12 protein-coding genes are annotated in these 14,054 nt (G+C 60.9%); 5 read left to right on the top strand and 7 right to left on the bottom strand.

Annotation, left to right across the window (positions count from 1 at the left end; translation table 11 throughout):
- Window positions 1-174 precede the first annotated feature (174 nt).
- A complete protein-coding gene (locus ACW55A_RS26650; protein WP_455809723.1) occupies window positions 175-1,494 on the bottom strand; it encodes a sigma-54 interaction domain-containing protein in 1,320 nt (439 codons plus the stop codon).
- A gap of 263 nt (window positions 1,495-1,757) precedes the next feature.
- Here ACW55A_RS26650 and ACW55A_RS26645 point away from each other — a divergent pair, with 263 nt between their 5' ends.
- Genes ACW55A_RS26645 through ACW55A_RS26635 form a run of 3 tightly spaced genes read left to right on the top strand, consistent with a single transcriptional unit; the run spans window position 1,758 to window position 4,728 of the window.
- Entirely contained in the window at window positions 1,758-2,642 is an 885-nt protein-coding gene (locus ACW55A_RS26645; RefSeq protein ID WP_003435144.1) for an MBL fold metallo-hydrolase, read from the top strand.
- A 27-nt stretch (window positions 2,643-2,669) separates the two neighbouring features.
- The gene (locus ACW55A_RS26640; RefSeq protein ID WP_122266083.1) at window positions 2,670-3,923 is read left to right on the top strand and encodes an NAD(P)/FAD-dependent oxidoreductase; all 1,254 of its coding nucleotides are present in this window, start codon (window positions 2,670-2,672) and stop codon (window positions 3,921-3,923) included.
- On the top strand, window positions 3,916-4,728 hold the full coding sequence (locus ACW55A_RS26635; RefSeq protein ID WP_498812037.1) for a sulfite exporter TauE/SafE family protein: 813 nt from the start codon (window positions 3,916-3,918) through the stop codon (window positions 4,726-4,728). The genes ACW55A_RS26640 and ACW55A_RS26635 overlap by 8 nt, the downstream gene beginning before the upstream one ends.
- A 72-nt stretch (window positions 4,729-4,800) precedes the next feature.
- Here the strand turns inward: ACW55A_RS26635 and ACW55A_RS26630 are convergent, their stop codons facing one another.
- The 6 genes from ACW55A_RS26630 to dibA all read right to left on the bottom strand — a co-directional run bounded on the left by ACW55A_RS26630 (window position 4,801) and on the right by dibA (window position 11,047).
- Window positions 4,801-5,781: a sulfate/molybdate ABC transporter ATP-binding protein gene (locus ACW55A_RS26630; protein ID WP_002551393.1), complete on the bottom strand. Its 981-nt coding sequence runs from the start codon at window positions 5,779-5,781 to the stop codon at window positions 4,801-4,803.
- A gap of 2 nt (window positions 5,782-5,783) precedes the next feature.
- Window positions 5,784-6,656, bottom strand: a complete 873-nt coding sequence (gene cysW / locus ACW55A_RS26625) for a sulfate ABC transporter permease subunit CysW (protein ID WP_046718752.1) — start codon at window positions 6,654-6,656, stop codon at window positions 5,784-5,786.
- A 13-nt stretch (window positions 6,657-6,669) separates the two neighbouring features.
- Window positions 6,670-7,491, bottom strand: a complete 822-nt coding sequence (cysT, locus tag ACW55A_RS26620; protein ID WP_003367677.1) for a sulfate ABC transporter permease subunit CysT — start codon at window positions 7,489-7,491, stop codon at window positions 6,670-6,672.
- A 95-nt stretch (window positions 7,492-7,586) separates the two neighbouring features.
- Window positions 7,587-8,597: a sulfate ABC transporter substrate-binding protein gene (locus ACW55A_RS26615; RefSeq protein WP_455809719.1), complete on the bottom strand. Its 1,011-nt coding sequence runs from the start codon at window positions 8,595-8,597 to the stop codon at window positions 7,587-7,589.
- A gap of 149 nt (window positions 8,598-8,746) precedes the next feature.
- On the bottom strand, window positions 8,747-8,926 hold the full coding sequence (gene oscA / locus ACW55A_RS26610) for a sulfur starvation response protein OscA (protein WP_455809718.1): 180 nt from the start codon (window positions 8,924-8,926) through the stop codon (window positions 8,747-8,749).
- Window positions 8,927-9,127: 201 nt separating this feature from the next.
- Window positions 9,128-11,047 (bottom strand): phosphodiesterase DibA, encoded by a 1,920-nt coding sequence (gene dibA, locus ACW55A_RS26605; protein WP_498812032.1) that lies wholly within the window; start codon window positions 11,045-11,047, stop codon window positions 9,128-9,130.
- 168 nt (window positions 11,048-11,215) lie between these two features.
- Here dibA and desA point away from each other — a divergent pair, with 168 nt between their 5' ends.
- Window positions 11,216-12,385: a delta-9 fatty acid desaturase DesA gene (gene desA / locus ACW55A_RS26600; RefSeq protein ID WP_498812030.1), complete on the top strand. Its 1,170-nt coding sequence runs from the start codon at window positions 11,216-11,218 to the stop codon at window positions 12,383-12,385.
- A 177-nt stretch (window positions 12,386-12,562) separates the two neighbouring features.
- Window positions 12,563-13,513 carry a GGDEF domain-containing protein gene (locus ACW55A_RS26595; protein ID WP_498812028.1) on the top strand — a complete coding sequence of 317 codons (951 nt, stop codon included), beginning with the start codon at window positions 12,563-12,565 and terminating at the stop codon, window positions 13,511-13,513.
- Window positions 13,514-14,054 lie beyond the last annotated feature (541 nt).

The following is a 14,054-nucleotide window of genomic DNA, read 5'->3' as shown; positions in this document are numbered from 1 at the left end:
TCCGGAAAGGCATGCGACGCGGAGCGCCGCACGATAGTTGTGATGATCGTTCCTCACGCTCCAGCGTGGGAATGCAGTTCTCGACGCTCTGCGTCGTCAAGAGGACGCGGAGCGTCCGGAAAGGCATGCGACGCGGAGCGCCGCACGATAGTTGCGATGATCGTTCCGCACGCTTCAACGCGGAATGCCGAGGGCACGCAAACGTCGGTACAGGGTGCGTTCGCTCAGTCCCAGCTCTCTGGCCAGCTCACTGCGCGAGCCATTGAACACTCGCAGTGCATGGGCGAGTTTCTCCAGGCCGTCGTCCTGCTGGCGGTACGTCACACCACCCGCTTCGCCCTGGCCGCGCACCTCGGCGGGCAGGTCCTGCGCGCGAATGATGCCGTCGTCGGTAAATAAACGGGCGCGTTCGAGTATGTTGCGCAGCTCGCGAATGTTGCCGGGGTAACTGTACAAACTCAGCCGCTTCATGGCCTCGGCGTCGACACGCGGAGCAGCGCCGGGCGCGATGCGTTGCAGCAGGCTGTCGATCAGCAGCGGCAGGTCATCACTGCGTTCACGCAGGGCCGGCAGGCGAATCGGAAAGGCGCTGATGCGGTAAAACAAATCCTGACGAAAGCTTCCGTCGGCGACCATCTCCCGGAGCGGTTTGTGCGTGGCCACCACCAGCCGAAAATCCGAGTGCACCGTGCGCAGGCTGCCCACCGGACGAAAACTGCCCGATTCGATCAGCCGCAACAGCTTGACCTGCATGGCCAGCGGCACCTCACCAATCTCATCAAGAAACAGCGTCCCGCCATGAGCGGCTTCAGCCAGACCGGTCTTGCGCTGCAATGCGCCAGTGAACGCGCCCTTCTCATAGCCGAACAGCTCGCTCTCCAGCAGGGTTTCGGTAAGCCCCGTGCAGTCGACCACCACCAGCGGCCCGGCGGACCTGGCGCTGCTGGCGTGCAGTGCGCGCGCGAACAATTCCTTGCCGGTCCCCGACTCGCCCTGCAGTAACACCGGAATCTGCGCGGGCGCCGCACGTTGCAGAGCGCTCAACACCTCCTTGAACGCCGCCGAGCGCCCTACCAGCCCATGTTGCTGCGGCTGGACGGATGCCACCGCCACCGAGCTCAGTCGCTCGACATAAGCGATCACCTCACCCTGATCATCGAGAATCGGCCGCAGCTCGACATCCACATGCTCGGGGCCGCGCGGTGTGTGATGAATGTGCAGCAGACGCTCCGGAAGCCGTGTTTCATGGGCCTTGCGCATCGGGCAATGCTCGCCGGCCTGATCGCACGGCACCGCAAACTGATGCGACACCCGATAACACTTCTCGCCCACATGCGGCGTGCCTTCGACGCCGAACTGGCGCTGGTAGGCGGTGTTGGCGGCAATGATGTTGTAGTCGGTGTCGAGCACGATGGTCGGTCGCAGATCATGTTCGAGGTATGACACCAGCGACTGCATGCGACTGCCGGGAAAATCGGTGGCGATGAGGTTCATGGGTGCTCCTGTGGGCTGGGCGCAGCTTAACCCATCCGTCTGCCAGCGTGTGCCATGGACTGCCAAATGACTGCCAGAATGTGGCAGTCCGCAGGTTTGTCAGTTGATCCAGGTGCTCTTAAGAATTCCTAATGCCTTTATTTACTGGGCTGAACAGGCTTTGCAGTGATTGGCATGGTTATTGAGACATCATGGCAACGACTGCCAACCGTCCGGCCTGGCCAAACGGGCCTTGAGGCGATTTACAGCCATGGGAATTGCACATGATCATCGGTGAAAAACTCCATGTCGAAGCGCTCTTCGACACGCATACCTGGACCATCAGCTATCTGGTGATGGACCTGCACAGCAAGCAATGTGCGCTGATCGACAGCGTGCTCGATTACGACCCCAAGTCCGGCCGCACCAGGACCGAGTCTGCCGACCGGATGATCGAACGGGCGCAGGCGCTGGGCGCCTCGGTGCAGTGGATTTTCGAAACCCACGTGCACGCTGATCACCTCTCGGCAGCGCCGTATCTGAAACAGAGGCTGGGTGGGCAAATTGTCATTGGCAGCCATATCACCGCCGTGCAGGAAACCTTCGGCACGCTGTTCAACGCGCCGCCTGACTTTGCGCGCAATGGCAGCCAGTTCGATGTGCTGCTGGAAGACAACGCGTCGTTCGCCCTCGGTACGCTTGAGGTCAAGGCCATGCACACGCCCGGGCACACGCCGGCGTGCATGAGTTATCTGGTGCAAGTCGGTGACGCCACGGTCGCGTTTGTCGGCGATACGCTGTTCATGCCTGATTACGGCACCGCCCGGTGTGACTTCCCGGGGGCCGATGCGCGCACGCTGTATCGCTCGATCAAGAAACTGCTGGCGCTGCCGCCGGAGACCCTGCTGTTCATGTGCCACGACTACCTGCCCAATGGCCGTGAGCTGAAATACATGACCACGGTTGCCGAACAGCGCGCCAGCAATATCCATGTGCACGACGGTGTGGATGAAGACGCGTTCGTCGGCATGCGCGAAGCCCGCGACGCGACGCTGGACATGCCGGTGCTGATGCTGCCTGCGGTGCAGGTCAACATGCGCTGCGGACACTTTCCCGAGCCGGAAGACAACGGCGTCGTCTACCTGAAGATCCCGCTCAATGCCCTTTGACCGCTGCCCGCCTTGGGAAACCCTGTGATGAATGCTTCGACAACAACCTGTCAGATCCTGATCGTCGGTGGCGGTGCTGCCGGTATCGCCACTGCCGCAAGCCTGCTCGCCCGGGACGCTACCCTGCAAATCACTTTGGTCGACCCTGCCGATACCCATTATTACCAGCCCGGCTGGACCATGGTCGGTGCGGGGATCTTCACCCCGCAGTCGACGGCGCGCAGCATGGCTTCGCTGATTCCAAAAGGCGTGCAGTGGATCAAGGCTGCAGTAGCGACCTTCGAGCCGCAGCACAATGCGCTGACGCTGGGCGACGGCCGCGTGCTCGGTTATCAGCAACTGGTGGTCTGCCCCGGCCTGAAGCTGGACTGGTCGGCCATCGACGGGCTGGTGGAAACGCTCGGGGCCAATGGCGTGACCTCCAACTATCGCTATGACCTGGCGCCCTACACCTGGAAGCTGGTGCAGAACCTGAAACAGGGCCGCGCGCTGTTCACTCAGCCGCCCATGCCGATCAAGTGCGCCGGTGCGCCACAGAAGGCGATGTACCTGTCCTGCGATCACTGGTTGAAAAGCGGTCGTCTCGCGCAGATCGATACGCAGTTCTACAACGCCGGTGGCGTGCTGTTCGGTGTCGCCGACTATGTGCCAGCGCTGATGAAGTACGTCGAGCGCTACGCCATCGACCTCAAGTTCAGCCATCGGCTGGTCGCCGTCGACGGGCCTGGCAAGCGCGCCACGTTCATTCGCACACAGGCCGATGGCAGCAGCGAGACCGTCGAGCAAAGCTTCGAAATGTTGCACGTAGTGCCGCCGCAGATTGCCCCCGACTTCATCCGCAGCAGCCCGCTGGCCGATGCCGCAGGCTGGGTGGACGTGGACCCTGCCACGCTGAAGCACCGCCAGTTCGCCAATGTGCATGGCTTGGGCGATGTCACCAATACCAGCAATGCCAAGACCGCTGCAGCGGCACGCAAGCAGGCGCCGGTGGTGGCCAACAATGTGCTGGTCGCGCTGGGTCGTCGGGGTGAATCCGCTGTGTATGACGGTTATGGCTCGTGCCCGTTGACGGTCGAGAAAGGCCGCATTGTGCTGGCCGAATTCACCTATGGCGGCAAGGTCGCGCCGAGCTTTCCGCGCTGGCTGCTGGAGGGTCGCCAGCCGACCCGACTGGCCTGGTGGTTGAAAGCGCGAGTGCTGCCCGCGCTGTACTGGCATGGCATGCTCAAGGGCCGTGAATGGCTGGCCAAACCGAAAAAGGCTGACACCCGGCATGGATGAGCATCAGTTACTGGGCGTTGGTCTGGGAACCATCATCGGCATGGTACTGGCGCTGACCGGAGCGGGGGGCGGCATTCTCGCCGTGCCGCTGCTGGTCTTCGGTCTCGGTCTGTCGATTGTCGAAGCCGCGCCTGTCGGTCTGCTGGCCGTAGGGCTGGCGGCGGGGATCGGTGCGGTGCTGGGGCTGCGCCAGGGTATAGTCCGCTATCGTGCGGCCGGGTACATCGCGTCCATTGGTGTACTGATGGCGCCTCTGGGCCTGTGGCTCGCTCATCGACTGCCCAATACGCCGCTGGCCTTGGTCTTTTCGGTTGTGCTGCTGTACGCCTGTGGACGCATGTTCATCAGGGCCAGCCGCGAACTGCGCCACGGAAAGCCGGCGCCGCGCGCAGAGATCCTGCCCTGCGTGCTCAACCCGTTGCAGGGCCGCCTGCGCTGGACCATGCCCTGCCTGCGCGCACTGACGCTGACCGGCGTGGGCTCCGGGTTGCTGTCTGGTTTGTTGGGGGTTGGCGGCGGGTTCGTGATCATTCCGGCGTTGACCCGCTACAGCGACCTGGACATGAAGAGTGTCGTGGCGACGTCACTGGCCGTGATCGCCCTGGTTTCGATGGGTAGCGTTATCACCGCGTCACTGAGCGGGATGATACACTGGGCGGTTGGTGCGCCGTTTGCGCTGGGTGCAGTCGTCGGCCTGATCATCGGCAGACAAGTCGCCCGCTACCTCGCCGGCCCACGCCTGCAACAACTGTTCGCCGTGTGCGGCATCGTCGCGGCGTTCATGCTGGCGTTGTCCGTGCGATAACAGCCCGAGGACGCAGAGCGTCCAGAAGGGCATTCCCACGCGGAGCATGGGAATGATAGCTGGAGGGCGGGCTTAAAGCTTCTGCCAGACCTTCGGTTTGAAGAACAGCGTCTCGCCCTTGGCCAGGCCCACCAGGCTGTCGTGGTCTTTCACCACTTCGGCCTCGATCAGTTCGCTCTGCCCTTCCACTTTCAGGGTGACCCGCGTCGTCGCGCCCAGTGGGCGGATGTCGCGGACTTCGGCGGCGTGATGGTCTTCGATTTCCTGGCGGGACAGCGACACCTCATGCGGACGGAACAGCAGGTGACCCTCCTCGCCCAGGCTTAGGCGATTGGAGTCGCCGAGGAAGTGGTAGACGAAGTCGTTGGACGGGTTCTCGTAGACCTCGCCCGGCGAGCCGATCTGCTCGATCACGCCCTTGTTCATCACCACGATGCGATCGGCCACTTCCATGGCCTCTTCCTGATCGTGAGTCACGAACACCGAGGTCAGGTTGATGTCCTCGTGCAGGCGCGCCAGCCAGCGACGCAGCTCCTTGCGGACCTTGGCGTCCAGCGCCCCGAACGGCTCGTCCAGCAGCAGCACTTTTGGCTCGACCGCCAGGGCGCGGGCCAGGGCGATGCGCTGGCGCTGTCCACCCGACAGCTGCTCCGGATAACGGTCGGCCAGCCAGTCCAGCTGCACCATGTTCAGCAGCTCATGGACCTTCTCGGCGATCCGTGTCTCGTTCGGGCGCTCGCGTTTAGGCTTCATGCGCAGGCCGAACGCGACGTTATCGAACACCGTCATGTGGCGGAACAGCGCGTAATGCTGGAACACGAACCCGACGTTGCGATCACGCACGTCGTGGCCGGACACATCCTCGCCATGGAACACGATGCTGCCGTCATCCGGGGTTTCCAGACCGGCAATGATGCGCAGCAGGGTGGTCTTGCCGCAGCCTGACGGGCCGAGCAACGCCACCAGCTCGCCACTCTGGATGTCCAGACTGATGTTGTTCAGGGCCTTGAAGGCGTTGAAGTTCTTGCTGACGTTACGGACTTCGATCGACATGATTATTCCTCCGCCGCGTTATGGCGCAGACGGTTAATGCGGGATTCGCTCCACTGCTTGAGCAGCAGGATGAACAGCGCCAAGATCAGCAACAGGCTCGCCACGGCAAAGGCGGCAACGTGGTTGTACTCGTTGTAGAGGATTTCGACGTGCAGCGGCAGGGTGTTGGTGACGCCGCGAATGTGCCCGGAAACCACCGACACCGCGCCAAACTCACCCATCGCCCGTGCCGTACACAGCACCACGCCGTAGATCAGGCCCCATTTGATGTTCGGCACCGTGACGTGCCAGAACATCTGCCAGCCATTGGCGCCCAGCAGCCGTGCGGCCTCTTCTTCCTGAGTGCCCTGCTCCTGCATCAGCGGGATCAGTTCGCGCGCAACGAACGGCACAGTGACGAAAATGGTCGCCAGCACGATGCCCGGCAGGGCGAAGACGATCTGGATGTCGTGATCCTGCAACCACGGCCCGAACAGCCCCTGCGCGCCGAACATCAGCACGTAAACCAGACCGGCGATGACCGGCGACACCGAGAACGGCAGGTCGATCAGCGTGACCAGAATGCTCTTGCCACGGAACGAGTATTTGCTCACGCACCATGCGGCGCTGACGCCGAACACCAGATTGAGCGGCACCGAGATCAGTACCGCAATAACCGTCAGCTTCAACGCCGACAGCGCGTCCGGCTCGAGGATCGCGGTAAAGAACGCGCCCAGACCGTTTTTCAGGCCCTGGGACACCACGATGAACAGTGGCAGCCCCAGAAACAGGACGAACACCAGCCAGCACAGGCCGATCAGAATGCGTCGCGACACCGCGCTGCCACGACGGGCGGCGTTGGCAGAGGCGGCGGCTGAAACAGATGGATAAGACATGTTCTGCGCCTCCTCAGGATGGGGTTTCAATGCGCCGCTGCAGCAGGTTGATCAGCAGCAGCAGAATGAAGGACACCACCAGCATCATCACGCCGATAGCGGTTGCGCCGGTGTAGTCGTACTGGTCGAGCTTGACCATGATCAGCAGCGGCAGGATCTCGGTTTTCATCGGCATGTTGCCGGCGATGAAAATCACCGAACCGTACTCGCCCACGCCACGGGCAAACGCCAGGGCAAAGCCGGTCAGCCAGGCAGGCAGCAACGCCGGCACGAGGATGTGGCGAAACACCTGTAACGGACGCGCGCCCAGGCAGGCAGCGGCCTCTTCGACTTCCTTGGGAATATCGGCCAGCACAGGCTGCACGGTGCGCACCACGAACGGCAGGGTGACGAAGGTCAGCGCCAGGGTGATACCCAGCGGGGTGTAGGCGATCTTGAAACCCAGATCAGCCGCGAACTGGCCGACCCAGCCGTTGGGCGCGTACAGCGCTGTCAGGGCGATACCGGCCACTGCGGTGGGCAGGGCGAATGGCAAATCGATCATCGCATCGATGACCTTGCGCCCGGGGAAGGTGTAGCGCACCAGCACCCAGGCCAGCAGTGTGCCGATCACACCGTTGATGAGGGCTGCGTAAAAGGCGGTGCCGAAGCTCAGCTTGAGTGCCGCGATCACGCGTGGTGCCGTGATGATGGTCCAGAACTGATCCCAGGTGAGCTGCGCGGCATGTACGAACATGGCGGCGAGCGGTATTAGCACAATCAGACTGAGGTACACCAAGGTGTAGCCCAGCGTCAGCCCGAAGCCGGGTATGACGGGGGAAATACGACGCGACATAAAAGTCCCTGGTTTCACTTGCACGAAGCCCGGAGGTTAATCCGGGCTGTTTGGCCAAGCCTGCGATGCCGCTCGGGCGGCATCCTCATTTCGGCTTATTGCGCCTGATAAATCTGGTCGAAAACGCCGCCGTCATTGAAAAACTTCGGCTGCGCAGTTTTCCAGCCACCAAAGTCTTTGTCGATAGTCACCAGATCGAGTTTCGGGAATTGCTTCTCGTACCTGGCGGCCACTTCGGCATCACGTGGACGATAGAAGTTTTTCGCAGCAATTTCCTGACCTTCCTTGCTGTACAGGTGCTTGAGGTATTCAGTCGCGATTTCGGTGTTGCCCTTCTTCTCGGCGTTCTTGTCGACCACGGCGACGGGAGGTTCGGCAAGGATCGACAGCGAAGGTACGACGATGTCGAACTTGTCCTTGCCGCCGTCTTCTTTCAACGCCAGGAACGCTTCGTTTTCCCACGCCAGCAGCACGTCACCCTGACCGTTGTTGACGAAGGTGATGGTCGAACCGCGTGCGCCGGTATCCAGGATCGGCACGTGCTTGAACAGTGTCTGCACGTATTCCTTGGCCTTGGCTTCGTCACCGCCGCCCGCTTTCAGGCCGTAGGCCCAGGCGGCCAGGAAGTTCCAGCGCGCACCGCCGGAGGTTTTCGGGTTCGGTGTGATCACCGAGACGCCTTTCTTGGTCAGGTCGCCCCAGTCCTTGATGCCTTTCGGGTTGCCCTTGCGCACCAGAAACACGATGGTCGAGGTGTACGGCGTGCTCGCGTCCGGCAGACGGGTCTGCCAGTTTTCGGGCAGCGTCTTGCCGAGCCTGGCGATTTCGTCGATATCACCGGCCAGTGCCAGGGTCACTACGTCAGCGCGCAGGCCATCAATCACGCCACGCGCCTGCTTGCCCGAGCCGCCGTGGGATTGCTTGATCTCGACCTTGTCGTCCGGATGGGATTTTTTCCAGAAATTGACGAATTCTGCGTTGTAATCCTGGTACAGCTCGCGGGTCGGATCGTAGGACACGTTGAGCAGTTCGTAATCCTTGGCGACAGCCGAGCCTGCGAAAACAGCACTGGCGAGAGCCGCCAGCGCAAAACGGCGAATGGACATAGATTGAAGCTCCTGGAAATGCTGTGTGTTGGCTTTTTTGATTTCTTGGCGCGTCAGAACGGCATTCGCACGGGCGCGTTGCTGTTTTTCAGGGGGGTATCAGGAGTCAGGATGAAACCCTCCGGTTGACCAGTCGGGTGATTGCCGCTTCAGTTGTGTTTGGCAGGGTTCTGCAAACGAAACTTTTCCTTGCGCTCGATCTGCACCACCTGTGCGTTGTGCACGGTGATTTCGACGGCACCAAAACGCAGGTCACGCAACGCACTCTGAATTTCACGCAGAATGGCTGCTTCGTCCTGACCGTCAACACTACGTAGAGATGCGCTCATTGTCTTAATCCTTGAGAAGTGAGGGGCCTGCCGTCGCGACTGGGGGCGATGGCGTATGGCGGTGAGGCAATAATAGTGAGGTGCGGATATTCTTAAAAAGACTATTTAAGAATGCAGATATAACCAAAAAGACTTTATAAGGGTGGGAGCCACTCAGGGTGCATTGCACACCCTGACCCGCGTTATCAGTGAGGGCCTGAACTAGTTGAACGCGGGCGCGTGCGTCCAGTCAATCGACTGTGCCGCCATGGGCCGGGCAAACCAGTAGCCCTGGCCCAACTCGCAACCGTTGCTTAACAGGAATGAAGCCTGACTGGCGTGTTCGATCCCCTCCGCCAGTACACGCATGCCCAGGCTCGAAGCCAGCGCGATGACCGTCCGTACAATCGCGATGTCATCCACGTCGCCCGGCAGCCCGGCCACGAAACCCTGGTCAATCTTGAGCTTCTGCACCGGCATGCTCTTGAGCCGCAGCAGCGATGAGTAGCCTGTGCCGAAGTCATCGATGGCCAGACTCAGGCCCAGTTCACGCAGGCGATGCAATTGCTTGATGGCCTGTTCAGGGTCCTCCATGACTGCACTTTCAGTGACTTCCAGCTCAAGAAATGCCGGATCGAGGCCGGTCTCGTTCAAGACCTCAGCCACTCGCCGATCGACATCACCACGACTGAACAGGCGGCTGGACACGTTGACCGCGACGGACGCAATCGAGACGCCTTCTGCCAGCCATGCCTGCATTTGCCGACAGGCAGTATTCAATACCCAGGCATCGATATCGGCGATGAGCCCGTTCTGCTCGGCGATAGGGATGAAATCGCCGGGCGAAACCATGCCACGAGTCGGGTGCTGCCAGCGCACCAGCGCTTCGACCGCGCAAATACGTCCGGTTACCAGGTCGTAAACCGGTTGGTAGAACACCCGCAATTGGTCCTGCTCGATGGCCTGGCGCAGCTCGCTGGCCAGTTGCACCCGCTGCTGGGCGTGGGCGGTCAGCTCTTCGGTGTACAGCGCAAACCCTTCGCGGCCATCGGTCTTGGCCTTGAACAGCGCCGAGTCGGCATTGCGCAACAATTGCTCGGCCGTCAGCGCGTCACCGGGAAACAGGCTGATACCGATACTGGCAGTGACGAACAACTGATGCCCGCCAATCGGGTACGGCGCTTTGAAGGCACTGATCACCTGCTGCGCGAGCGCTGCGGCATGCACCATGTGCGTACAGTTTTTGACCAGCAGCGCGAATTCGTCACCGCCCAGCCGCGAGACCGTCATACCGCTGTCGGCCAGCGCATTGAGACGTTCGGCTGCCGCCTTGAGCACTTCGTCGCCGATGTTATGGCCAAGGCTGTCGTTGATGTTTCTGAAGTTGTCCAGGTCGACCACCAGCAGCGCACAGCCGCGCTTGCTGGAGCGCGCCGAGGTCAGCGCCTGGCTGATACGGTCGGTCAGCAGCAGACGATTGGGCAACTCGGTCAGCGCATCGTAATGGGCCAGTTGCGCCAGCTCCTGCTCGGAGCGCTTGATGGCGGTAATATCGGAAAACACCGCCACAAAATGCCTGGCCTGCCCGTCTTCACCCTTGATGCAGCGGATGGTTTGCCATTGCGGATAGATCTCGCCGCTTTTGCGCCGGTTCCAGATCTCTCCGCTCCACTGCCCGGCACTCTGCAGTGAGTGATACATCTGCCGATAAAACTCGGGGCCATGACGACCGGACTTGAACTTGCTGGGGTTGAAACCCAGCACCTCGTCGGCCTGATAGCCAGTGATGTCCACAAACGCACGATTTACATGGACAATACGCCCTTCGGCATCACTGACCAGCACGCCCTCACGCGTACTGTCGAACACTACCGCCGCCAGCAGCAGCCGGTCATAGTCCTGTTGTTGGCGCTCGAACAGCGCTTCGCCGCCGACGATGGCCTTCAATTTGTCACGTGCAATGAAGATCATGACGGTGCTGAGCAACGCCCAGCCGTAACCGATCATCTGTTGTCCGACGGACAGTCGAGCCGGATCCTTGACGAAAAAAGACAGCAGGGCGCTGCCTGTCGCGAACCACAGAATCGACAGCAGCCCATACAGAACGGCGGTTCGCAGCGCGTTACGGGAATAATCGGACATAAAAAACCGAGCCTTACGAAAGGTCTGGATTATAAAGCAAGAAACATCCTGCGACGCTTATCTGCAAGGGTGACTGGTTTTCTGAGCCATGTCAGTGATAATGCCGTTGCGACTTTTTTCTTCACAGGTATTTCTACGAGGGCCAAACAGCCTATGTGGTACAACGGTTTGCTCGACCTTTCCGTCTGGCAGTTAATAGCGGTCACGCTGGTCATGACCCATATAACGATCATTGGCGTTACGGTCTATCTGCACCGCTATTCAGCCCACCGCTCCCTGGAGCTCAATGCGGGTCTGAAACACTTCTTCCGCTTCTGGCTGTGGCTGACCACGGCCCAGAACACCCGCGAGTGGACAGCCATCCACCGCAAACACCACGCAAAATGCGAAACCGTCGACGATCCGCACAGCCCGGTCGTCAAGGGTCTGTCTACGGTACTGCGCAAGGGCGCAGAGCTGTACCGCGAGGAAGCGCAGAACCAGGACACCCTGCGGATCTACGGCAAGAACTGCCCGGAAGACTGGATCGAGCGCAATCTGTACTCGCGCTACAAGCTGCTGGGCATCGCTTTGATGGCGGTCATCGACGTGGCGCTGTTTGGCGCGCTCGGTATCACGGTCTGGGCCGTGCAGATGATGTGGATTCCCTTCTGGGCTGCCGGTGTGGTCAACGGGTTGGGTCATGCGGTTGGCTATCGCAACTTCGAGTGCCGCGATGCAGCCACCAATCTGGTGCCGTGGGGCATCGTGATCGGCGGCGAAGAACTGCACAACAATCACCACACCTACCCCAACTCGGCCAAGCTGTCGGTCAAGCCCTGGGAGTTCGACATGGGCTGGGCATGGATCAAAGTGTTTAGCTTCCTGGGTCTGGCCAAGGTCCAGCGGGTCGCGCCTATCGCCCATCGGGTCGAAGGCAAGGGCCATATGGACATGGACACCGCGATGGCGATCCTCAACAACCGTTTCCAGATCATGGCGCAGTACCGCAAGCTGGTCATCGCGCCGCTGGTTACTCAGGAACTCGGCAAGGCCGACGAGTCGGTGCGTCATCAGTTCCGTCGTGCCAAGCGCCTGCTGTCGCGTGAGACCAGCCTGCTCGATGACAGGCATCACCTGCGCATCCAGACCATGCTGGAACACAGCCATGCGCTGAAAGTGATCTACGAAAAACGCCTCGCGTTGCAACAGATCTGGGTCAAGACCAGCAGCAACGGTCACGACATGCTGTCGGCCATGAAAGAGTGGATTCACGAGGCCGAAGCCAGCGGTATTCAGTCCCTGCGCGAGTTCGCCGACCAGCTGAAAACCTACTCGCTACGCCCCGCACACGCCTGAACCGTTGATCGGCGCGCCATCCCCTGGCGCGCCGGTCCCGGAACTTATCCCCTCCCCGTCTATCTCATCAACTTTCTCGCCAATCGGGATAGGGCGCCTTACTGGCCGTAAACGTTTGAGATGGTTCTTATGGAAAAGCAGCCTTTCACTTCCCTACCCGGCTCACCGATCACTGATATGCCCGCAGCCGCAGAAACCCTGTTAGCCCTGATGCACGCTCAGGCAGAAGTCGCACGTCTGAGCGAGCGCGAACAATTGTTCAGCTCGTTGCTGGTGAGCGTGAACGCTGTTTTGTGGGCGTTTGACTGGGAAACCCAGCACATGATCTATGTCAGCCCGGCCTACGAGCGCATCTTCGGTCGTTCGGCGGGCCTGCTGCTGGCTGACTACAGTGAGTGGCGCGACAGCATCTACCCCGATGACCTGAACTACGCCGAGCGCAGCCTGAACGAGGTCATCGAGAAAGGCTCGATCGAGGACCGGGAGTACCGGATCATTCGTGCGGATGGCGAAGTACGCTGGCTCAGCGATAAATGCTTCGTCAGTCATCGCGCCGACGCCAGCCAGCGTCTGATCGTGGTGGGCATCGCCGAAGACATCACCGAGAAGAAGCACCTCGAGGATGAGCTGCAACGCCTGGCGACCACCGATGTGCTGACCCAGAGCAGCAACCGCCGGCACTTTTTCGAATGCGCCCAGCGCGAGTTCGAACTGGCTCGCCTCAACGGTACGCCGCTGGCGTTTTTGCTGCTGGACATCGATGACTTCAAGCTGGTGAACGACACCTACGGCCATCAGGAAGGCGATACCGTGCTGCAACGCATCGCCGAAAGCGGTCGTTCGGCATTGAGGCGTGGTGACCTGTTCGGGCGTATCGGTGGTGAAGAGTTCGCCGCAGTATTCCCCGGTTGCGCGCCGGACATGGCCATGCAGATCGCGGAGCGCCTGCAACGCGAGATCCAGCGTCAGAATTTCCAGTCCGGCGGCACCACCTTCAGTATCACCGCCAGCCAGGGCCTGACCAACCTGGGCGCGGACGACCCAAGCCTCGAAACCCTCTACGGCCGCGCCGACGCCGCGATGTATCAGGCCAAGCGCCAGGGCAAGAACCAGATCGTACTGGTCTGAAATGCCTTCTCGAATGTAGAAAGCACGACTGGCCCCTTCGCGAGCAAGGCGGATCGCCGCCCCGGTCGCTCCCACGGAAGCACGAGGTATCTTGTGGGAGCGAGCTTGCTCGCGAAGACGGTCTGCCTGATCAGTAAATCTTCAGTGGCTGTACCGGCCCCTTCGCGAGCAAGTGCGCACACAGCATCAAGCCCTGTGGGAGTCTGCGGTGCCCTGTAGGAGCGGACTTGTCCGCGAAGAGGGCGGTACATTCAATGCATTGGCTGCGTTTGGAATATAGCCTTCGCGAGCAAGCTCGCTCCCACGGGAGCGCACACAGCATCAAGTCCTGTGGGAGTCTGCGGTGCCCTGTAGGAGCGGACTTGTCCGCGAAGAGGGCGGTACATTCACTGCGTTGGCTGCGTTTGGAATATAGCCTTCGCGAGCAAGCTCGCTCCCACGGGAGCGCACACAGCATCAAGCCTTGTGGGAGTCTGCGGTGCCCTGTAGGAGCGGACTTGTCCGCGAAGAGGGCGGTACATTCAATGCATTGGCTGCGTTT

The organism is Plantibacter cousiniae (nom. nud.) (genome assembly GCF_977070315.1).
Note: the sequence above shows the minus strand (reverse complement) of the source record. Positions and strands in the feature narration are given on the sequence as shown.